The sequence below is a fragment of the Humisphaera borealis genome (assembly GCF_015169395.1).
Taxonomy (GTDB): domain Bacteria; phylum Planctomycetota; class Phycisphaerae; order Tepidisphaerales; family Tepidisphaeraceae; genus Humisphaera; species Humisphaera borealis.
The window spans coordinates 4,722,315-4,743,105 of record NZ_CP063458.1; the positions used below are offsets into that span (position 1 = coordinate 4,722,315).

13 protein-coding genes are annotated in these 20,791 nt (G+C 62.7%); 9 read left to right on the forward strand and 4 right to left on the reverse strand.

Annotated elements, in window-relative coordinates; translation table 11 throughout:
* Positions 1-212: 212 nt before the first annotated feature.
* The 5 genes from IPV69_RS17605 to IPV69_RS17625 all read left to right on the forward strand — a co-directional run bounded on the left by IPV69_RS17605 (position 213) and on the right by IPV69_RS17625 (position 4,344).
* Entirely contained in the window at positions 213-536 is a 324-nt protein-coding gene (locus IPV69_RS17605; RefSeq protein WP_206291032.1) for a hypothetical protein, read from the forward strand.
* A 290-nt stretch (positions 537-826) separates the two neighbouring features.
* Complete coding sequence (locus tag IPV69_RS17610; RefSeq protein ID WP_206291033.1) at positions 827-2,242, forward strand: sulfatase; 1,416 nt, start codon at positions 827-829, stop codon at positions 2,240-2,242.
* Between the two features lie 185 nt (positions 2,243-2,427).
* Positions 2,428-2,916: a winged helix-turn-helix domain-containing protein gene (locus IPV69_RS17615; protein ID WP_206291034.1), complete on the forward strand. Its 489-nt coding sequence runs from the start codon at positions 2,428-2,430 to the stop codon at positions 2,914-2,916.
* Between the two features lie 5 nt (positions 2,917-2,921).
* Complete coding sequence (locus IPV69_RS17620; RefSeq protein WP_206291035.1) at positions 2,922-3,470, forward strand: IS630 family transposase; 549 nt, start codon at positions 2,922-2,924, stop codon at positions 3,468-3,470.
* Between the two features lie 49 nt (positions 3,471-3,519).
* Positions 3,520-4,344, forward strand: coding sequence for a methyltransferase domain-containing protein (locus IPV69_RS17625; RefSeq protein WP_206291036.1), 825 nt, complete (start codon positions 3,520-3,522; stop codon positions 4,342-4,344).
* Positions 4,345-4,381: 37 nt separating this feature from the next.
* On the opposite strand, the gene IPV69_RS17630 is transcribed toward IPV69_RS17625, so the two are convergent.
* Together IPV69_RS17630 and IPV69_RS17635 are read right to left on the reverse strand one after the other, a co-directional pair.
* Positions 4,382-4,963, reverse strand: a complete 582-nt coding sequence (locus IPV69_RS17630) for a gamma-glutamylcyclotransferase family protein (RefSeq protein ID WP_241180021.1) — start codon at positions 4,961-4,963, stop codon at positions 4,382-4,384.
* Positions 4,964-5,236: 273 nt separating this feature from the next.
* The gene (locus IPV69_RS17635) at positions 5,237-5,971 is read right to left on the reverse strand and encodes an LON peptidase substrate-binding domain-containing protein (protein WP_206291038.1); all 735 of its coding nucleotides are present in this window, start codon (positions 5,969-5,971) and stop codon (positions 5,237-5,239) included.
* Positions 5,972-6,318: 347 nt separating this feature from the next.
* Here IPV69_RS17635 and IPV69_RS17640 point away from each other — a divergent pair, with 347 nt between their 5' ends.
* Positions 6,319-8,244 carry a C2 family cysteine protease gene (locus IPV69_RS17640; protein WP_206291039.1) on the forward strand — a complete coding sequence of 642 codons (1,926 nt, stop codon included), beginning with the start codon at positions 6,319-6,321 and terminating at the stop codon, positions 8,242-8,244.
* 142 nt (positions 8,245-8,386) lie between these two features.
* Here the strand turns inward: IPV69_RS17640 and IPV69_RS17645 are convergent, their stop codons facing one another.
* On the reverse strand, positions 8,387-11,692 hold the full coding sequence (locus IPV69_RS17645) for an ATP-binding protein (protein WP_206291040.1): 3,306 nt from the start codon (positions 11,690-11,692) through the stop codon (positions 8,387-8,389).
* Positions 11,693-11,990: 298 nt separating this feature from the next.
* On the opposite strand from IPV69_RS17645, the gene IPV69_RS17650 reads away from it, so the two are divergent.
* Positions 11,991-12,371 carry a response regulator transcription factor gene (locus tag IPV69_RS17650; RefSeq protein WP_206291041.1) on the forward strand — a complete coding sequence of 127 codons (381 nt, stop codon included), beginning with the start codon at positions 11,991-11,993 and terminating at the stop codon, positions 12,369-12,371.
* Positions 12,372-12,376: 5 nt separating this feature from the next.
* Here IPV69_RS17650 and IPV69_RS17655 read toward each other — a convergent pair whose 3' ends face one another.
* Positions 12,377-17,218: a PVC-type heme-binding CxxCH protein gene (locus tag IPV69_RS17655; protein WP_206291042.1), complete on the reverse strand. Its 4,842-nt coding sequence runs from the start codon at positions 17,216-17,218 to the stop codon at positions 12,377-12,379.
* A gap of 116 nt (positions 17,219-17,334) precedes the next feature.
* On the opposite strand from IPV69_RS17655, the gene IPV69_RS17660 reads away from it, so the two are divergent.
* On the forward strand, positions 17,335-18,720 hold the full coding sequence (locus IPV69_RS17660; protein ID WP_206291043.1) for a transglutaminase-like domain-containing protein: 1,386 nt from the start codon (positions 17,335-17,337) through the stop codon (positions 18,718-18,720).
* Positions 18,721-18,841: 121 nt separating this feature from the next.
* Positions 18,842-20,494 carry a sulfatase family protein gene (locus IPV69_RS17665; protein WP_206291044.1) on the forward strand — a complete coding sequence of 551 codons (1,653 nt, stop codon included), beginning with the start codon at positions 18,842-18,844 and terminating at the stop codon, positions 20,492-20,494.
* The last annotated feature ends 297 nt before the right edge of the window (positions 20,495-20,791 follow it).

Consider the following 20,791-nt stretch of genomic DNA (forward strand, 5'->3'; position numbering starts at 1 on the left):
CACCGGGAAAGCAATACTGAACGGCTACCACGCGGCGTCACCACAGAATTTGTCGCAACCGGAATAGTCTTTATGGACGTGCGGTAGCTAAGATAACAGCGTTCAACGTCCGCGTAGCCGGACGACTAGATACTATTGCAGGGCCTGGCAAGGGCAGAGTCCGGGCTTCTGCGATCGCCATGAACCAATCTTTTCTCCGGAAGGACCACGCCATGAAGAAGATGATGTCCCTGTTCGCGTTTGTTGCCATGATGGGCTTTGCCGTCAGCGCCTTTGCCGCCAAGGAAGCCGCGAAGGAAACCACTGTCACCGGCACGATGAAGTGCCAGAAGTGCTCGCTGAAGGAAGCCGACAAGTGCGGCGCTGTTGTCGTCGCCAAGGAAGAGGGCAAGGAAGTGAAGTACTACGCGGCCGGCCCCGGCGCCGCTGCCCTTCACACCGAAATCTGCAAGGCCGACAAGGAAGGCGCCAGCGTCACCGGCGTCGTCTCCGAAAAGGGCGGCAAAAAGACGATCACGGTCGCCAAGGCCAAGTAACTCCGGTTCGTCAACACCGATGCTCGCCAGACGATGCCCCGTCTGATCGACGTCGCGACTTGACGACTCGACGATTCACTTGATCTTCAAAACCGATGCCCGCGGCGGCCAGCGAAAGTTGACCGGCGCGGGCATTTTTCTGTTCTGGCGATGTCACGGAAGAGCACGCTTGCCTATCACTGCATTACGACCAAGGCGCGTTTCACGGGCAGGGTTCAGGGACACGATTGATCGCCTGTGCCTTCAGAGACGATCGGAATATCCCTCGCTGGCATCCGTTTCACCTCACGATGAAACCTCTGACCCATTCTGCGTTGATCCTGCTGGCGTTCGTCGTCTTTCCGACTCTGGCGTGGGGTCAGGCCAAGCCGGACCGCAAGCCCAACGTGCTCTTCATCGCCGTGGACGACCTGAACCACTGGGTCGGATATCTCGGCCGCAACGAACAGACCCGCACGCCGAACATCGACAAGCTCGCCGCCCGTGGCGTGTCGTTCAGCCGATCGTATTGCGCGGCACCGGTTTGCAATCCTTCCCGCGCGGCGCTCATGAGTGGTTTGCGGCCCGCCACGACCGGTGTTTACGACAACAACAACGACTGGCGACCGGTCGTCAGTCCTGAGAAATGCCTGCCCGCCACCTTCCGCAATGCCGGATACGTCGCCTACGGGGCCGGAAAAATCTATCACGGCGGATTCGATCGGAAGGAAGAGTGGAACGAATACCTGAAGAACGAAGGACCCGAGCCCAAGCCCAAAGGGAATGATGGCGTTGGCGGCATTAAGTTCGCGCCGCTCGACTGCAAGGACGAAGACCTGGCCGACTACCGTATCGCCGACTGGTGCATCGATAAACTTCGGCAGAAGCAGGACAAACCGTTCTTCCTCAGTTGCGGCTTTCACAAGCCGCACATGCCTTGGAACGTGCCGCAGAAGTGGTACGACAAGTTCCCGCTCGAGAGCATCAAGCTCCCGCCGCACATCGAAGGCGATCTAAAAGACGTCCCGCCTGCCGGCGTGAAGATGGCCAAGCCCGAAGGCGACCACGCCGCGATTCTCGCTTCCGGCCGGTGGAAGGACGCCGTGCAAGGCTACCTGGCGGCGATCGCCTACTGCGACATGAACGTCGGACGGTTGATCGACGCCCTCGACAAAAGCGAATATCGCGACAACACCATCATCGTCTTCTGGGGCGATCACGGCTGGCACCTCGGCGAGAAGGAACACTGGCGCAAGTTCGCACTCTGGGAAGAGTCCACCCGCGCCCCTCTGATCTGGGTTGCCCCCGGCGTCACCAAGGCAGGCCTGTGCGAGCGGACGGTCGACTTCATGAGCATCTACCCGACGCTGACCGACCTCTGCGGCATCCCCACGCCGACACACGTCGAAGGCAAGAGCATTCGCGCGCTGCTGGAGAACCCCAAGGCCGAGTGGAACACGCCGGCGATGACCACGTTCCATTTCAATAACCACGCGGTGCGCAGCGAGGGCTGGCGGTACATCCGTTACGCCGATGGTGGGGAGGAGCTTTACGACGAAGCGAAGGATCCGCTGGAGTACACCAACGTCGCCGGCCATACGGAGAACGCGAAGATCAAGGCCGAACTGGGCAAGGTCATGCCGACAAAGAACCAGCCTGACGCGGCCGACAAGGCAACCGGAGGCGCCGGCAAGGGCAAGGGTAAGAAGAAGGCAGCGGACGAATAGCGCCCTCATGCATGGTTAGCAGCGACCCGAAGGGGATCGCGCCGGACATCAACGACTTCGGTCAACCGATCGACTATCGACCGTCTGAGCTTCCACGCTCCGCTTCGCGTCGCGGCTACTGACCGCTAGATTTTCATAGCGCGCAACCCCTTGCGCCCTCTGCGGATCGATGGTAAATCCGCGCCATGCGAAAGAAAGGAACACGCCAGGAGTGGGATCGGGTCCGGAGCATCGCGGCCAACATGTTCGAGCAGGATCGCGAGCCGGCCGAAATCGCCAAAGACCTTGGGGTCGACGACCAGACCGTCCGAGCCTGGCGGCGGGCATACCGCAAGGGCGGCCGTGACGCACTGGTGTCGCGCAAACCACCCGGACGCCCGTCGCGGCTGAATGAGGCCCAGCGTAAGACTCTTGCCGGGTTGCTGCTCAAGACGCCCAGGGAGTGCGGATTCGACAAGTATCTCTGGACCCAACAGCTGATCGCCGACCTGATCGAGCGTGAGTTCCAGGTGAAGTACCACCACGACCACATCGGCGTCATGCTGAAAGACATGGGCTTTTCCCATCAGAAGCCCCAACGTCGGGCACGCGAGCACGACCCGGTGAAGGTGGCCGCCTGGCGGGCGGAGTTCTGGCCGGAACTTCTAAAAAAAGTATCGAGTCCGGCGGAGTGATTCTGATGGCCGACGAGGTCGGCTTCATGATGACGCCGAACGTCAAGAAGACTTGGGCCCCGATCGCTCAGACGCCGGTCGTCGCCTACCGCAATCGGCGGCAGCAGAAAGTCAGCGTGCTGGGGGCCGTGGTCTTGCACGCCGCCACGGCGAAGATCGATCTCGTGTGCGACTTCCATCCCGACAGCTACGTCCGCGGCGAGCAGGCGGCGGCGTTCCTGCACCGCGTGCTTGTCGAGTATCCTGACAAAACGATCGATGTGGTCTGGGACAACCTCTCGGCACACAAGTCGCCAATCGTGAAGGAACTGGCGGCGGAGTACCCGCGTTTAAGATTGCACTATCTGCCGACCTACGCGCCGCAGCTCAATGCGGTGGAAGGCGTATGGAGCCTGACGAAGTACCACCGGATGGCGAACCACACGATTGGGGAGTTGGAGAAACTTCACGCCGAGGCCAAGCGACACTTGGACGACGTAGGCGGCAATCAGGCGTTGCTCCGCTCGTGCTTCGAAGGCGCGGAACTCGCGCTAAACTTATCCAGCGCTCAGTAACCGGGGTCCGCGCGTCGTCATTCCTGGTCCGCGCCGTTACATTTCCCACATGGCACGTCCTCCCCGTCCGCCGCGCGATGCTTCCCGTCGGTACCACGACCGCGTCGCCCGGCAATATGACTCGATCTACGACGATCCCTACTGGGCGTTCCACGACGAACTAACCTGGCGGATGATCAAGCCCTACCTTCCGCGCGACGCCAACGCTGGCTGTTGCGACCTGGGTTGTGGGACGGGCAAATGGGGTCTGAAGCTGCTCAAGAGTGGCTTCCCAACGACGTTCGTCGATAACGCCGCCGCGATGGTGGAGCAGACGCGGGCGAAGGTAGACGAACTTGGCGAGGCCAAGGCGAAGAAGGCGACCCTGCTCGTCGCCGACATCGTCGACCTTTCGGCGATCGCTGACGATAGTTTCATGCTCACCACGGCGATGGGCGACCCACTGAGCATCTGTTCCGATCCTGCCGCCGCCGCGCGGGAGATGTTTCGTACGACCAAGTCTGGTGGCGTCGTGATCGCGACCGCCGACAATAAGTTCGCCGCGCTCGACCATTACATCGAGCGAGGCAACCTGACCGCGCTCGAAGAGTTCGTCCGGTCCGGCCGAACGAATTGGCTAACCGCCGACGAACGCGAGCGATTCGAACTGACGACGTTCACGCCGGCTTCGCTGCGAAAGCTGTTCGAAAAAGTCGGGTTCGAGGTGCTGGCGGTCGATGGCAAGACCATTCTGCCGGTGCGGCAGAACAAGTACATCCTGGAGCAGGAGGAAGGGGCGGTCAGGCGGTTGATCGCGCTGGAGGAAGAGCTGGGCAAAGACCCGGCTTCGGCGGGCAGGGCGGCGCATCTTCAGATCGTTGCGAAGAAGCCGTAGGTGATACGGCAGCCGCCAGGGCACACGCCGTGTGCCCCTACAGCCGCGGGTCGGCGTCTCCCGTACCGGGCGGGCGGGGCTTGCGGCCCTGCTGGGTGCTGAAGCTCTGCAGATAGCTGATCCACATCATCGACAGGCCGAAGCTGTAGGCGCCCTGAATCACCAGGTCCATGTAGTGCTGTGTGGGCGGGATGTGATACCGCTCCACGCTGACGCCTTGATAGGTAATTGCCTTGACCGGCTTACCTTTGCCGAGGGGCGCGACGTCCACTTCAATCCGGCGATAGACGCCGATCTCTTTGCCGCCGGTGTCGAGTTTGCGCTGGACCTTGAGGTCGAGGATCGCCAGGTCGGTGTCGGAGAGGTCAAAAACCGCGCCCATGACGTATTTGCCGGGGTCGTAGACGATATCGCCGATACCGCCGCCCCAGTATTCGCTGAAGATGGGGAAGGACAGTCGGTAGTTATCGAGGACTGCGGGCCTGCCGGGCTTCATGGGCGGGGGTTTGTGCCCGAAATGGCGAGACCACTCCACGACAGCTTTGGAGTTGAGATTGGAGCCGTAGGCGAAGTACCACATACCCGAAGCGGCCGAAGCGGCACCTGCCTGCAAAGGCACGTATCGCAATCGGAGAGCCGTCCTCGTTCTCTTTTATCGGTTCGCTGCCGACGCAAAGTGCGTCATATTCAACCACTTACTGCAACCAGGGTTTACGCCGGATCCTTCCGCTGCGACCCGGCGCGTGGGTGTGATTCTGCTGAAAACAGCCGCAAGATCAACGCGGCGGAAGAGGGAAATCGCTTTACACCCCGAATCTTCAAACAGTACCCCTTGGAAGCAACACGGTTTCACCCGGATTCACACCGATAAGCCCGGCAGGTTGAACGCCGGCTAGTTAAGTCCCGGTCGCTTGAACATTCGCACCGACGGCGACACGGTCGATTTGCCCGCCGTCGTCCCAAGTGACAGCAACAGTTCGGTCATCCGTCTCGAAACATCGGGTTCGGCGAGCAGTTTCTGCTTCAACGCGATGTCGTCCACAAAATTGTACGCAACCAAGTCCGCCAGATCGGATGTCGACAGGGCTGACTGGGTCAACTCGGCGAACTTTCGTCCGATGGGTGTCTCCCCGAGCGATGTCTCTGAAAACAGCTGGTGGAGTGCCTCGCGACCTCCTTCGAGCGCACTTTCGTCGCTGATCCGCTGTTCGATCGGCAGCAGAGCTGCCGTTCTGTAGGGCGTGTGGTGTTCGCTGTCGTCGCCGGGGCCGGACAGTTCTTTAGTCACCCTGGCTCGCAGCACGCCCTGCAGAAGAAAGTTGAATCGGCCGTCGGGGAGTTCTTCATGGGAAACGATTCGACCGATGCAGACCACCGGCTCGATCGCCGGTCGGCTGTAGTAGCTCTTCTCCCATCCCGGCCGAAGCAACGCCATCGCGATCAGACGATTGCCGGCCAGGGCCTGCCGTGTCATCACCTTGTACCGCTCTTCAAAGATGTGCAGCGGGAGTACCGCTTTGGGGAACAGCACCACGTTGGGCAAGGGGAATAGCGGCGCAACCAGGCCATGGCCGCTGTCGCCGGGAGAATTGTATCCGCCTGTCGGCAGACCCGAGTCGTGACTCATTTCCTTCAATCTTAGGCGACTTCGCCTGCAATGACGCGGTCGGTACGGAAATGAAAGCCGGGCCGGCAGCTGTCGGCAATCAGTTGCTGCGCTCAGAACCAACCGCATTCTCTTCGATTCTTGCCCGCCGCGCGTCCCAACGACACCGCTGGCCGATCATTACAGCCACCCCCTGTTCAGGTCAGTCCGTCCCATTCCGTAGCTCCCTGTCTCTCACCATGTTGCCTTTTCGCAGGGGCGACAAGGGGCCCCGAAAGTGGCCCGCAATTCACGTAAGTCACGCCCCCACAAGTGTGGAACAGGCGTTTAACGATCGAAAACCAATTTCGTCCATGGGAGCTTCTGCCATGTCGTTCGAGACTCTTGAAAAGCGTCAGTTGATGAGCGTCAGCCTGATCGGCAACTCGCTCGAGATTCGAGGCACCGAGGCGGCCGATACCTACACCATTTCGAACTCGGCCTTTTCGCTGAAGGTCGTCGAGAACGGCACGACCTACAACTTCGCCCTCGGCAGCGTCGCGAAAATCAATGCGTTACTGAACGGTGGTAACGATCAGTTCAATACGCTCGGCGCCGGGCCGGTAACGCTTGCCGCCAACGCCGCCGCAGGCTCCCTGACGACCACCGCACTGCTCAAGACCAGCGTCGTTAACACCAAGATCATCACCACCGACTCGCTTGTCCTGAGGAATCTCCTGGTCACGGTTCCCATGGTCGTCGATGGCGGGATGGGCGACGACCGCATCGTCACCGGCGAAGGCAACGACACCATCCAGGGCAACGGCGGAACGGACAACCTCAAGGGCATGGGCGGCAGCGACTGGATCGATGGCGGTGTCGGCGGTGTTGCCGTCTACGCCCAGAACACCGGCAACGACTACATCGACGGCGGCGAAGGCAACGATACGCTCCACGCCTCCGACTACGGCAACAACACCATCCTCGGCGGTGATGGCAACGACTCCCTCTATGGCTACCAGGGCAATGACAGCCTCTTCGGCCAGGCCGGCAACGATTATGCCAGCGCCTATCGCGGCAACGACCTGGTCATGGGCGGCGCGGGCAACGACCAGCTGCAGGGCGGCGGCGGCAACGACAAGGTCTACGGCGAAGACGGCGACGACCTCGCCGACGGTGGCACCTTCGGTGCCGGCGCCGTTCTCGACAACAACGGCTTCGATATCGTCCGCGGCAACGCCGGCAACGATACTCTTCATGCCGCCGACTTCTCCTCCAACAAGCTCATCGGCGACGACGGCAACGACGCCCTCTTCGGCTATGCCGGCGACGACTACCTCAACGGCGGCGCGGGCACCGACACCATGAGCGGCGGCGACGGCAACGACACGCTCATCGCGATCGATGGCGGCATCAACGACACCCTGACCGGCGGCGCAGGCACCGACGTCATGTGGGGCGACCGCCAGAGCTTCTTGTTCTTCTCGCTCAATGACACCGTGACCGACGCCTCGGCGTTCGAGAACACCCGCACCGTCAAGATGGTCACCAGTTTCCGCAACGGCGCCGACAAGTCGCTGAACGGCGACAACATTGCCGACCCCACCGACGGCACCAACTACAAGAATTTCTCCAGCAACCCCCTGTTCGGCAGCAGCGGCCCCAGCGCCAACGATATCGACCAGGAAGCCGTCGGCGACTGCTGGATTCTCGCCCCACTCGGAGCCGTCGCCCAGGACAGCCCCTGGCGGATCCGCGGAATGGTCGTCGATTTCGGCGACGGGACCTACGGCGTATCGCTCGGTAACAGCTTCTACCGCGTGGACGCCGACCTCCCGACTCAGAGCGCGTTGAGCAACGACCAGACCTACCAGGGCCTCGGACAGGGCAACAGCCTCTGGGCTGCCCTTGTCGAGAAGGCGTACACGCATCACCGGACCGGCGCGAACACCTACGCTTCGCTCGCTGGCGGTGACCCGGCCGACTCCATGCGGCAGTTCAACGTCCAGTCGGTCGGTCAGTCCTACTTCGCCCCCGGCGGCAGCTCGGCTGCGGTCGCCAACTCGATTTACACCCACTGGAACAGCTGGCAGTCGACCGACATCTGCACCGGCAGCGTGGCCGCGGGTTCACCGCTGGTCGGTGGTCACTGCTACACGGTGACCAGCGTTACGCGAAACAGCTCCGGCGTGGTGACCAACGTTCGCGTTCGTAATCCGTGGGGCCCGGACAACACCGGCGGCAACCCGTTCGTTGACCTCACCCCCGCCCAGCTCGCGGCCTGTGAGATCTGGGTCACTTGGGGCAACGCCTAACCAAGGCTTGCTCAAGGGGAAACCATTGCTCACGACAGCCCATGCCGACTGTCATGACACGTGAGCCCCCAGCCGTGAGGGCGGACGGGCTCATGAATGCGGAAGAGGCCGCCGGGACACGTCCCGGCGGCCTTTACCGTTCCTATTGAACTGTTTCGGCTGGCGACGTCGGCAGCGCCCCGGGGATGAACATCCGGCATCGTTCGATCTCCGTGGCGATCTGTTGCACCATCGCTTCGAGCGATGGAATCTCTGCCGCGGCCGCCAGCTCCTCCAGCCGGCGAGCCAAGTCGGTCAGCCGGGTCGCGGCAAGACTCGCGGCAGCGCCCTTCAGCGCGTGGGCCGAAGCAGCAATCGCGTCTCGGTCGCCCGTCGATATGCTTCTGGCGATGCCGTCGACGTACGTCCCCGACTGCCGTTCAAATGCGTTGAGGATGCGTCGGGCGAATGCCGACTGCCCGAGGCAGCGGTCGAGCAATTGGGGTACATCGATCGCCGACGAGTCACTGCTGGCGGCCTGCCCGGTCGCCTCCGCCACCTCGACCGTTGGCAGAGCCGGGCTGGGGTCCGACACGTCGGCGACCTCTGGTAATGGCAGAACAGACTGGATCGCCTCGACAAGACGTACCCGATCCAGCGGCTTGGACACATAACCGTCCATGCCGGCCGCCAGGCATCGCTCGCGGTCGCCGGTCACAGCGTTGGCGGTCAGCGCGATGATCGGCACCTTCGTCGTACGCCCGCGGCAGGGCTTGGATGATTCGCGCCGGCGAATTTCGGCCGTGGCGGCAAAGCCGTCCAGTTCCGGCATCTGGCAATCCATCAGCACCAGGTCGTACGTCGGGCCATCCACGTTGAACAGCGCATCGACCGCCTGCCGTCCGTTGTGAACGATGTCACAGGTGAATCCCAGTAGCGTGAGCAACTGCTCGGCGACCAGCTGATTCACCTCGTTGTCCTCGGCAACCAGTATTCGCACCCCCGTGGCGGGGGCATTGGCCACCGAATCCGTACGATCGTAAAGGCCGGGATACACGACACCTGGAATGGTGCTCGCCAGCGCGTCGAACAGCGCCGACTGGCGGACCGGGTGCGTCAGGCATCGGTGGAAGCCTGCGGCATGAAGCGCGCTGACCGACAGGGGGCTATCCAGATTCGACAGGGCAATCAGTCGCAGGGTTGGCAGGGCCTTGGCTCTTCGCACCGCCTGGGCCAGGGCGGGGCCGTTCGTCGCGCTCGGGTCAAGATCGACGATCGCAATCCCGAACGCGCGGCCGATTGCGGCATTCTCCTGCAGCAGGTTCATCGCCGCTTCGACCGTTGGTGTGACCGCGTGATCAACGCCCCAGGTTTTCAGATAGCCACACACCTGGCGGGTGCTGTGCCCGCTGTCGGACAGCAGGATCACGTGCAGTCGCGCGACCTCGCGAGTCACCACTTCGATCGCCGATTGCTCCGGGCATGCCGAAAGGCGTACGGTAAACCAGAAGGTAGATCCCTTGCCGGGTGTGCTGCTGACGCCTATCCGGCCGCCCATCAATTCGGCAAGCCGTTTGGAGATCGCCAGTCCCAGCCCGGTGCCGCCGTACTGGCGTGTCGTGGAAGCGTCGACCTGCGAAAAGGACTTGAACAGGCGATCGAGCCTCTCCGGCGGTATCCCGATCCCGGTATCGACGATCTGGAACCGGAGGTGGATCGATTCATCAGCCGGCGTGCCGTTCGTTTGGGCTCGCGGTGCCGGGAACTCGGGTGGGTGACAGGGCTCGCACTGGATTGTGATTTCACCTTTGTTGGTGAACTTCAACGCGTTGTTAACCAGGTTGGTGACGATCTGTTTGAGCCTTGCACCATCGCCGATGACCCTTCGGGGCACCTTCGGATCGATCGACACGTTGAGAGCAATGCCCTTCTCGTCTGCCCGGCGCGAAAACAGGTCTGCTACGTGCTCCACGATTTCAACCACGTCGAATCCGTAGGCCTCAGCCTCCATCTGGCCCGATTCGATCTTGGAAAAGTCCAGGATGTCGTTGATGACCGACAGCAGGCTTTGGCAGCTTCGCCGGGTGGTATCGACGAAGCGTCGCTGTCGCTGGTCCAGCGATGTCATCTCGAGCAGTTCCACCATTCCGACAATGCCGTTGAGGGGCGTCCGCAGTTCGTGGCTCATGTTCGCGACGAACTCGCTTTTGGCGCGGCTCGCTGCGTCGGCGGCGTCGCGCGCGGCTTCCAGATCGCGGTTCGTCGCGACCAGGCTCGCCTCGCTCCGCCGTAGCGACGCCATCATGCGCTCGGCGATCCCCATCGCCCGACGGCGGCTGTTGTTGAGCGACCAGACGATCGCCGCGGCCAGAACGCTGAACAGGCAACCGCCCGTGAGCATCGTCGCCCGTTCGCGCTGGGTCGAGGCGATCAGCTGGTTGGCATCAAAGCTGGTGGACGGAACGGAACTGGCAAAGACCCACGGGTTCTGATCGACAACGCCCGCAGGTTCGGCGCGATGGTAGGCCATGCCGGGTGGCCGCGAATGGTTCTCGATCGCCAGCTGATGCGCAGGGTCGATCGGGGTGGTCGCCTGTGACGACCTGATCGTCATTCCGGTCGACTTCTGAAACGCCAGACAGAAGGGGTCGTCTATTGCCCGTTCGAGGATTCGCGTGCGGATGATCGCGCAGATCATTCCCTTGAAGCGTCCGTCGATGCCGTAGAACGGCACCGAATAGACAATACCCATCCGAGCCGAATTGTCGCCCGCCCGTAGCGCCGAAGCGGTGAACTCGCTGTTGTCGCAGGTAATGACCGGCTTGCTGGTCATCGCGGGATACTTCAATCCTTCGATCGATGCTTCGGTTGGGTAACGTGACGCGAAGACGGCACATTGCCGTTGCATCTCCCGGTACTCATAGATCTCAACCTCTTCCAGCTTCCCTTCGCCTCTGGACCCTCCAGGCGACTCGTGGGCGTGCCCGCCCGTAGGGTCGCCGGTTCTGCCCACGATGATCTCATCGAAGGAGATGATCGGCTCCTGCATCTTCTCGGTGACAGGATCGAGTTGATCGGGATTCAGGTCGCCGGGGACAATGTAGATCTCGGAGACCGCCACGTGCGATGCGACATTGTTGTAGAGCTGCTGCACCGTCTCGCGCGGATCGCCGTCAAACCCCTCTGCGTGGCGATTGATGTTGCGAACGCCCGGGAGCAGGGCCATGGTTCGAAGTGCGTCGTAGGTCAGAGAGAAGGTTCGGTCGAAGCTTTCACGAGACGCGAAGTACCTTGCATCACTCTCGCGCGTGAAGGCCTTCTGCGCGTCGGCACTGATTCCGGTGCCCACCACCAGCCAGAGAACCCCCGTCGCCGTGAGAGAAAGCATGAACGTACCGACACTCCACGCGTCCAGGCCGAATCGGCCGATCAGCGAGGAGTCCTCCGGGCGTTCGCGGGAGCTGGTCATAGTTGCTCTGGTAAGAGGAGTAGGGTCGCAAGGGCGGCAAGGTGCCACCAGCTATTCGACGGATGCCAATGCCACGCCGCACGGCGACCCCGCCATGGCGCAGTTGATCTCTACGCAATATCGGCCGCCCGTAACGAGGTCAGCAGCAGGAAGTGGAGCGATCCGGTTCGAGCTGTGTGGGGAAATCCCTCGCGCCGCGAGGCATTCAAGTGCCCCGCGGCTGGGGACGACATTCCTTGCAGGATCGATTGTCGACGCGTTGCCTTTTGGCCCTATCGTCGCCCCGCAAGGTTACCCGATGCGAAAGTCCACCACCGTATACATCGTCGATGACGATCCCATCTGCCGGGAACTCGCGGAGTTTGCGATCGAATCCGGCGGTCTCAGGACCCACAGCTTCGATTCGGCCGCGTCCTTCTTTGCCGCGTTCAAGCCCGATGAATGCGCCTGCCTCGTGCTGGATATGAACATGCCCGGCATGAACGGTTTTGACGTGCAACTGAAGCTGCGCGAGCTGTCGGCCGCGACGCCGGTAGTTTTCGCGACCGCTGAGGCTGATGTCGCCACCGCCCGGGTGGTACTCCGCAACGGTGCCTGTGACATCATCCAGAAGCCCATCGACCCCCGCGAACTGCTTCGACTGGTCCGCCGCGCGATCGAAGGTCCGCTTGCCGCCTGACTCGATCACTTCGTCTTAAGCATTTCCGTTGGCTTCGCCTGCCGGATGAATGTCATCAGGTCGGCAAAGTCCTGCGCTGTCAGCCCTGCTTCCAGGCCTTCGGGCATTAGTGACAGTCCGGTGCCGCGCAGGCTTACGATGTCGGCCCGCAGGACTTCGATTCTCTTTCCATCCGGGGCAATCAGCAGCACGCCCGCGCCGCTTTCGCCGGCGAGAACGCCGCTCAGCGTGTCACCGGCTTTCGTTTCGATCACATAGCTGACGTACTTCGGTTCGACGGCGCGGTTGGGATCGATGATCGCTGTCAGCAGGCCTTCGGAAGACTTGTCGCCGATGCCCGACAGATCGGGCCCGACGGCGTTTCCTTTGCCGCCGGCGACGTGGCACGCCGCGCATGCTTTGACAAACACCGCTTCGCCTCGGACCCCCTCGCCGCGCAAGGATTTGGCTGGCGCGAAGGTGTCGAGCACCTTCTGACGATCGGCGTTTCCGCCGCGCATGAGCACGACGCCGGCCCTGCCGCGGATCTTCTCATCCTTATGAGCTAGCAGCGCCTGCCGCCGGACCGCGTCAATGTCCTGCGGCTTAACCTCGTCTCGCTCGACGGCCGTTAGCAACATTGCAGCCCAGGCCGGACGCGACAGCAGCGCATCGAGCATCGCGCTGCGGACGATGGGGGATGCCTGTTTCCACGATGCCAGAAGGGTAGCCGGTGCGGCGTCTGCCTTGGCCCGGACGATCGCGGCGACTGCAGCGACCTGCACCGCTTCCGGGGTTTGTGGCGTCAGGCACCGCCGTCGCAGCTTGTCGATCGCCTCGTCGATCTTCGCCGTCGGCCGCCCGAGCATCGCCAGTGCGGCGACGCGGCGGTCGAGGGGCTCGCTGGTGCGGAAGGCTGCCCGCTCGGCGTTGTCGCGCAGTGCAGACAGGCGGAAGCACGCCGACTGACCGGCCTTGGAATGGGTATCCAGCATCTGCCGCACGAGCTGATCCTCGTGGAGGTTCTCGGCAGTCGCCGCGTCCAAGGCGGCTGCGACGGCGTTGAATCGCCAGGCCGGCGGCGCGTTGTCTTCCTCACCAGCGAGGTTGGCCAGTAGCACGGCGAGCGTTTCGAAATCCTTCTGCGCCGCCGCCATGCGGGTCAGCGGTGTCACGATGCCCGGCGGTGGGGCGATCTCCGGGCCGGTCACCTGCTTGACCAGTTCCGGCAGCCAGGCAGGGCGAACCGACGTCATCGCCGCAGCGACAATCATCGGCTCGTCCGTGTTCTTGAGAAGAATGTCACCGAGCGCCTTGGCGGCGCGGGGATCGTCCCACTCGCCGAGCGAATACGCGACCTGTCGGCGAACCTGCGGGTCGGCATCGCTCGCAGCTTTGACGAGCGAATCGGCAAGCTTCGCGTGGGTTGACGCAAATCGCTCGCTCAGCCGAGCGGCGTGCATCCGTACACTTGGATGCACATCGGTCGAAGCCAAGACGAGGGCGTCGGCGAGTGCGGTGGCGGGGTCGGTAAGTGCGGGGACTTTCGGATCCGGCGGGAGACCTGGGATCTGTCGGAGCACATCGAGCGTGCAGAGCGCGTGCAGCCGAGCCAGGGGATTACCGCTCTCGGCTGCCATGCGCTTCATCGCCGGAACGGCCGACCGATCGCCGTGCTCCACGAGCAGTTGCTGTGCCATGTCCCGCTGCCAGCCGGACGGAGAATCGAGCGCGGAAACGAGCTGCTCGGCGGTCATCCTGTCGAGCCGCGGGATCGGCCGTTTTGCCACGCCGACAGGAGCGACGCGGTAGATGCGGCCCTTGTCGGCCCCGGCGCGCAGGTCGAGCTTCGCCTGCCAATCCTTGGGGATCCACTGCGGGTGCTCGATCACCAGCCGGTACATGTCGGCGATGTAGAGTGCACCATCCGGGCCGACGCGGATTGTCGTCGGGCGGAACCAGTTGTCGGTGCTGGCGAGGAACTCCGACTGCTGTTCGTCCGCCGCGCGATCGCTGTGGAACGTCGTCCCCTCCGGCTTCATGACCTGCCGCGCGACCAGGTTGTGCACCGGCTCGCTGACGAACATGTTCCCGGCGAAGTGCGGGCCGAACAGGTCGTCGCGGTAGACGATCGTCGAGCAGGCAGACGTGAAGTGGTTCGCCGTGTGGAAGTCGTTGAACCGCTCCAGCGTCCGGCTGATCGGAAAGACCGGCGACGCGCCCGGCACGCGCGGCACCTCGATCCGCCCCGTGGCGCCGGCGTAGAACGGGTTGCGGCGGTGGTACTGCTCGTCGGCCCAGAGGTGGAACATCGGGTGCGTATTGTCGTTGCCGAACCAGTTGCCCCAGTCGTCGCGCGAGCGGAAGAACTGCGTGACGCCGGCACAGGTTTCGAACTCGCCGGTATCCGGCCGCAGCCGAATGTCGCGGCCGCGGATGTCGACCACCTTTCCGGTCTTGATCGACTTGATCTGGCCGTTGGAGTGGCCGTTGGCGCCGTAGAACCAGCCGTCCAGGCCGTAGGTAAGTCCGTTGATGCGGTGCTGCTGATTGCCTTCGGAGAAGCCGGTGAAGAGGACTTCCCGTTTGTCGGCGACGCCGTCCCCGTCGGTGTCTTCGGCGTAGAAGATGTCCGGCGCCGCCGTGACGATTACGCCCTTGCGGTACGGCGTGACACCCGTGGGGAACGGCAGGTTGTCGAGGAAGGTGGTGGCGGTTTCGTAGAACCCGTCGCCGTCGGCATCGGTCAGGATCTTCACCTTCCCGCCGGCCTTGCCCTTGCCATCGACGCCGAGCGGGTAGTCGCCCATCTCGACAACCCAGAGCTTGCCGTCGGGGCCGAACGCGAATGCGACAGGGTCTTGCACGACCGGTTCGGCGGCGACAAGTTGGGCTTCGAAACCGGGCCGGGTCTGGATGGACTTGAGCGAGGCCCGTGGCGACCGCGGCTCCGGCATCTGGTTGCCGAGCAGTTCCGCGAAAGTGCGCTTGATGACAAGGTCGGGTTCCTTGGCAGTGTCTTCGTTCTGCCACCAGAGGGCGCGGCTGTGGACGAAGAAGCCGTTGTTGGATTTGTCGTTGCGGAAGAATGGTGGAATAGACTCCGTAGCGGTGTTGTCCTCTGCTCGCTTGCGGTAGACAAGATGAGGCGCCCAACCTGCCTCGAAAGACTCAAAGCAACGCACGAAGATCTTTTCATCGTCAGAGTACACGGCGTCGAGACGACCGTCCTCGTTGAGGTCGATAAGCCTTCCATTCCAAATTTCGTTTGCACCTGCTTGGTGCCAGAGTTGATCCGGGCCTGGGATACTCTGCAACCATCCATCGCTCAATCGAAAGACACCTTTTGCTCCCTTCAAAGCAATGACTTCGCAGATGCCATCGCCATCAATATCGCGGAACCGGATGTCGCGCTGACTTGGGGCTTGGATGAGGTGCCCGGCAAGGTCGTCGTCTCTCTGCCACCGATCTCCGTTGAACCGCCACATGTCTGCGGCATTGCCAAACTTCGCGTCAATGGCAAGTGCGCAGGCATGTCCATCTGCAGTCAACACTGCAAAACGGGGGACGACGACCTTCGTTCCGTCAGGCGCAGAGGAAGTGACGGGAAATAGGGTTCCGATAGTCGCCCAGGAATCGGCTTCGGGAAGATAGATTCGAGTCGCTCGCTTTCGTGTGTTCCCGATCACGACATCCATGTATCCATCGTTGTTCACATCCAGTAGCCGCACGCCATTGTCATCGCCGGGGTTCTTCGGATCGCGTGTGTCACGGATCGGCTCCTCCGCCAGAAGGTTCTTATCCAGCCTCTCCTGGCACTCCCTGAAGTTCAAAAACTTCACCCGCTTGCCGTATTTCGCTTGCGCGTAGTCAATCAGCTCGACGATCTGCTCCGGCTTGATCCAGCCGTGCGGGTGGAAGATGAGGTTGAAGACGCCCTTCTTGATGACGATCGCGTCGAGTGCGGCCTTCCAGTCCTCCACCGTCCGCGGGCTGTTCTTGCCGTTGACGTTCTGCGCCGACCAGTCGCTCGGCGTGACGCAGGGGAACTCCCAGATCGCGCCGTCGATGACATACGGGTAGGGATAGTCTTCGATCGTGTTGACGAAGTTCTTGAACGGCACATACCGGCGAAACCGTTCGGTGCCATCGGGGTTCATCACCAGCTCGCGCGGCAGCTCGGGGTCGTTCGCGGTGATGATGTTCATCACCGAGCTGTCGATGGTCAGGAACTTCCCGCCAGGCGTGACGGCGTTCATGATCTCAGAGTAGATGCGCGGGCTGGGCGTGTTACGCGAGTCGCAGCAGGGCGTGCGGAATGCGACCGGCTTGTTGTTGGGGATCGCGGCCATCTGATCGACGGCGTCGTCGTAGGTCTTCTTCGCCGCTGCGAAATCGCCGACCTTCCAGATCGGGCAGGGGTGGTCGGCGGTGTGGGCCTCGATGCTCAGGCCTTCTTTCAGCCAGGTTTGCAGTTGCGGCGTCGCCGGGTCGATCTTGCACGTCATGATGCTGACGGGTGCTCGGCCGTCGATCTTCTTCAGCCTGTCGAGAATGGGACGCAGGTACGCTTCGTACTTGGCGGCGTCGCGCATGTCGTCGATGCCGAGGGTGATGACGGCATCGACGCCTTCCTCGCCCACCCACTGCGGTGTAATGAGTTTCGGGAAATCGCGGTGGACGTAGTACGGGTCGGCGGGCTCATCGAGATAGGCCAGGCGGTTGCCGTTGACGGGTCGAGTGGCAGGCCCGGCGATCGCGGTCGCTGCGACGAGCAAGGCGACGACGCACGCGACCCAATGCCACGCAGACCCGCTGCGGAACACCGGCCTGTCTGATCCCTTCGAGGCTGGTTCGAGCAGACCCATACGACCCTCCGGTGAGTTGCTGTCGAGACTTGATCTGGCCCCGGCATTCTACCGGCCGCGGCAGTAATGCGGCAGTCGATTCGACGCCGATCCGCCGCGTTGAGTAGACTGACCGTATGAGCAGCGACACCGGCGGTGCGAGTCTCTTCTGGACCAGCGACGAGCCCGAGATTGCCGCCGCACGATCTGAAGCGGCCAGCGGCAGGCTGCTCGAGGCCGAGGCCATCCTTCGGCGACTCCCCGGCAGCATCGCCGCTCAGGAGGGGCTACAAGTTCTACGCTGGATCCGCCGGGACTATGGCCTGGACGAGGGGCAAATCGTCGCGAAGCTGCGAGAATCGATTCCTGATGTGACCGCCGCCGACCTCGCCCGATGGCGGACGGAAGGCGTGTTGCAGCACCGCGTGATCGACGGGAGGCAGGCCTACTTTCGAGCAGAGCCGGCGAATCTGTTCCGCTTCTGCGAAGAAGCGAAACGGCGCAAGGTTCTCCCGGCCGACTCGCCGGGCGGGTGGACGCTCGAGCAGCATCTCGAACGGGTGATCGCACAGGTCGAAGCGACGGGGAAGGCCAGCGTGGTGCCGATCCGGCAGGAGGTCGATCTGGAACTGACAGTGCCGCCGGGTACGCCGGGCCTGGTCGCCGGTGCGATCGTCCGCGCCTGGCTGCCGTTTCCGCAGGAATATCGACAGCAGCAGGCGGTTCGACTGGTGTCGAGTTCGCCGGCTGTCGCGTTCGTCGCACCCACCGCAACGCCACAGCGGTCGGTTTACCTGGAGCATCGCGTGCGGTCGGCGGACGAGCCGGTACGGTTCGCCGCGACGATGGCGTTCACCACGTCTGCGTACTGCCCGTTGCTGGCAAAGACATCAGCTCGCGACGATAGGCCGACCGAGGCCGATCTGACCGAACGCCGGCCACACGTCGTGTTCTCGCAACCGATCCGCGCCGCGACGGCCGACGCCGTCGGTGCCGAGCGGGAGCCACTGGAGCGCGCCCGCCGCATCTTCCGCTGGGTGTGTGCCAACATCGCCTACAACGCCGAGGAGGACTACGGCATCGTCCCCAGCCTGGTCGAGCGGGCGATCTCGCGCCGGCGCGGCGATTGCGGCGTGCAGGCACTGCTCTTTATCGCGATGTGCCGTTGCGCCGGCGTTCCCGCCCGCTGGCAGTCAGGATGGCAAACCCAGCGCGTCCGCTGGAACATGCACGACTGGTGCGAATGCTATGTCGAGCCGTGTGGCTGGATTCCCGTCGATCCTTCCTACGGGTTGCGCGCCAGCGACGATCTCCGCATCCGCGAGTTCTTCTTCGGCGGAATGGACGCGTATCGACTGATCGTTAACGTCGACTACGGCCGCCCGCTGGTGCCGGCCAAACCTTCGCTGCGGAGCGAGCCATTGGACTTCCAGCGGGGTGAGATCGAGATCGATGGGAACAACCTTTACTTCGATCAGTGGAACTCGAAGTTTCGGCCGCGGTGGTTGGATGAAGAGCCGTGACAAAGTCACGAGACGTCATCCGAATCCTTCCGCAAGCGAGGGAATACTCAGAGATTGTGCACGTTCGTAGGGTGCAAGTCGGAACGACTTTCGCGCAGGATTGGGCCCATCGGAGGAGAACTTGAAGCACTTGATCTCACGTCGTCTTTGGCTGTTCGCAGTCCTCGGGCTGCTGGCGCTGGCCAATAGTCCGGCTCGCGCCGCTGAGCCCGCGCCGCGGATGAACATACTTTTCCTCTTTGCGGACGACTTCTGCCGCTACGCCGGCTGTTACGCCGGGCTTGATGGCAGGCCTACGCCGAGCGACATCGTCAAGACGCCGAACATCGATCGGCTGGCACACGACGGTGTCGTGTTCCGCCATGCGTTTGTGACAGCGCCGTCCTGTACGCCGTGCAGAAGCTCGCTGCTGTCCGGCCAGTACTTCTTTCGGACCGGTCGCGGCGCGATTCTGAATGGCGCGGTCTGGGACCCGAGCATTCCGTCGTTCCCGCATCTGCTGAGGGATGCCGGGTATCACATCGGCGAAACGTACAAGGTCTGGAGCCCCGGCACGCCGAACGATGCCCCCTTTGGCGGCGGCAAGAATGCCTACGAGAAGGCCGGCGGGCAGTTCAACAACTTCTCCGAAAACGTCACCTCGATGGCGAAACAGGGCATGCCGATCGAGGCCGCGAAGTTGAAGCTGCTCGATCAGGTGAAGGGGAACTTTGGTGCCTTCCTGGCGGACCGAAAGCCCAACCAGCCCTGGCTGTACTGGTTCGGGCCGACCAACACACATCGCAAATGGGAGAAGGGCTCCGGCAAAGCACTTTGGGGAATAGAGCCGGAGTCGCTCAAGGGCAAGCTGCCGCAGTTCTTCCCCGACGTGCCCGAGGTTTGGCAGGACGTCGCCGACTATCTCGGCGAAATCCAGGCGTGGGACGCAGCGATCGGCGTGATCCTGACCTCGCTCGAGGCCGCCGGCGACTTGGAGCGGACGATCATCGTTGTCAGCGGCGATCATGGCGCTCCCGGATTTCCCGGCGGAAAGTGCAACCTTTACGACTACGGCACGAATGTCGGCCTGATCGCCCGGGTACCCGGCGTGAAGGGCGGCCGGGTGGTTGACGACTACATCAACCTGATGGACCTGGCGCCGACGTTCTGCGAGATCGGCGGTGTGAAGCCGCCGGACGTGATGACCGGAAAGAGCGCGCTCAATGTGCTCAAGTCGGATCAGTCGGGGCAGATCGACCCGACCCGGACCTGGGTCGTCACCGGGCGCGAGCGCCATGTTGCCACCGCCAGGGCCGATAACCTGCCCTACCCGCAAAGGGCTTTGCGGACGCCGGAGTATCTGTACATCCACAACTTCAAGCCCGACCGCTGGCCGCTGGGCGATGCCGCCGGGGCCGCCGGCGACAAGACGCCCGCCCAGGACGATCTGGAAAACAACACCTACGCAGCTTTCGCCGACATGGACGCCAGTCCGACCAAGGCGTTCCTGGTGATGAATCGCAACAGTCCGTCGATCCGTTGGTTCTTCGAATACGCGTTCCTTCCCAGGCCGGAGGAGGAGCTGTTCGATCTGAAGTCGGACCCGCAGCAGGTGAAGAACGTCGCCGCTGATCCCGCTTACGCCAAGGCAAAACAGGAGATGTCGGCCCGACTGCTCTCAATCCTGAAGGACGCGAAGGACCCGCGTGTGACCTCGGGCAACGATGTGCCCTTTGAGAAGCCGCCCTTCACAGACGGGCGTGCCCCGGCAGGCAAGCGCAACGCTGCTCAATGAGAATGTCACCAAAATCGAGGTTCCGATCCTTAGTTTGGTGCAAGTCCCGCGGCAGTATTTGCCGCGGGACTTTTTCATTCGGACGTCTCCGTCAATCACTGTGCGCAAGTGGATTCCCGGACCCAGCCTTTCAGTGCTGTCAGGTCACATGGCACGACACTGGCCGATAACTGTCGGTTCGCCGCTCTCCAGTACTGGAGTGGGGGTTCTGGTCACATCTCTGCACTTCGGGGTGGGTCCCATACGCTCGACAGGGCCAGTAATCGCGCAGCATCTGCGCGATGTTCACGTCGAAAT

Bases quoted from the DNA above. Each gene is read 5' to 3' on its own strand.
- IPV69_RS17655 (WP_206291042.1), bottom strand. From the start codon at position 17,218: ATGGGTCTGCTCGAACCAGCCTCGAAGGGATCAGACAGGCCGGTGTTC.
- IPV69_RS17605 (WP_206291032.1), top strand. From the start codon at position 213: ATGAAGAAGATGATGTCCCTGTTCGCGTTTGTTGCCATGATGGGCTTT.
- IPV69_RS17650 (WP_206291041.1), top strand. From the start codon at position 11,991: ATGCGAAAGTCCACCACCGTATACATCGTCGATGACGATCCCATCTGC.
- IPV69_RS17635 (WP_206291038.1), bottom strand. From the start codon at position 5,971: ATGAGTCACGACTCGGGTCTGCCGACAGGCGGATACAATTCTCCCGGC.
- IPV69_RS17660 (WP_206291043.1), top strand. From the start codon at position 17,335: ATGAGCAGCGACACCGGCGGTGCGAGTCTCTTCTGGACCAGCGACGAG.
- IPV69_RS17620 (WP_206291035.1), top strand. From the start codon at position 2,922: ATGGCCGACGAGGTCGGCTTCATGATGACGCCGAACGTCAAGAAGACT.
- IPV69_RS17615 (WP_206291034.1), top strand. From the start codon at position 2,428: ATGCGAAAGAAAGGAACACGCCAGGAGTGGGATCGGGTCCGGAGCATC.
- IPV69_RS17640 (WP_206291039.1), top strand. From the start codon at position 6,319: ATGTCGTTCGAGACTCTTGAAAAGCGTCAGTTGATGAGCGTCAGCCTG.
- IPV69_RS17610 (WP_206291033.1), top strand. From the start codon at position 827: ATGAAACCTCTGACCCATTCTGCGTTGATCCTGCTGGCGTTCGTCGTC.
- IPV69_RS17645 (WP_206291040.1), bottom strand. From the start codon at position 11,692: ATGACCAGCTCCCGCGAACGCCCGGAGGACTCCTCGCTGATCGGCCGA.
- IPV69_RS17625 (WP_206291036.1), top strand. From the start codon at position 3,520: ATGGCACGTCCTCCCCGTCCGCCGCGCGATGCTTCCCGTCGGTACCAC.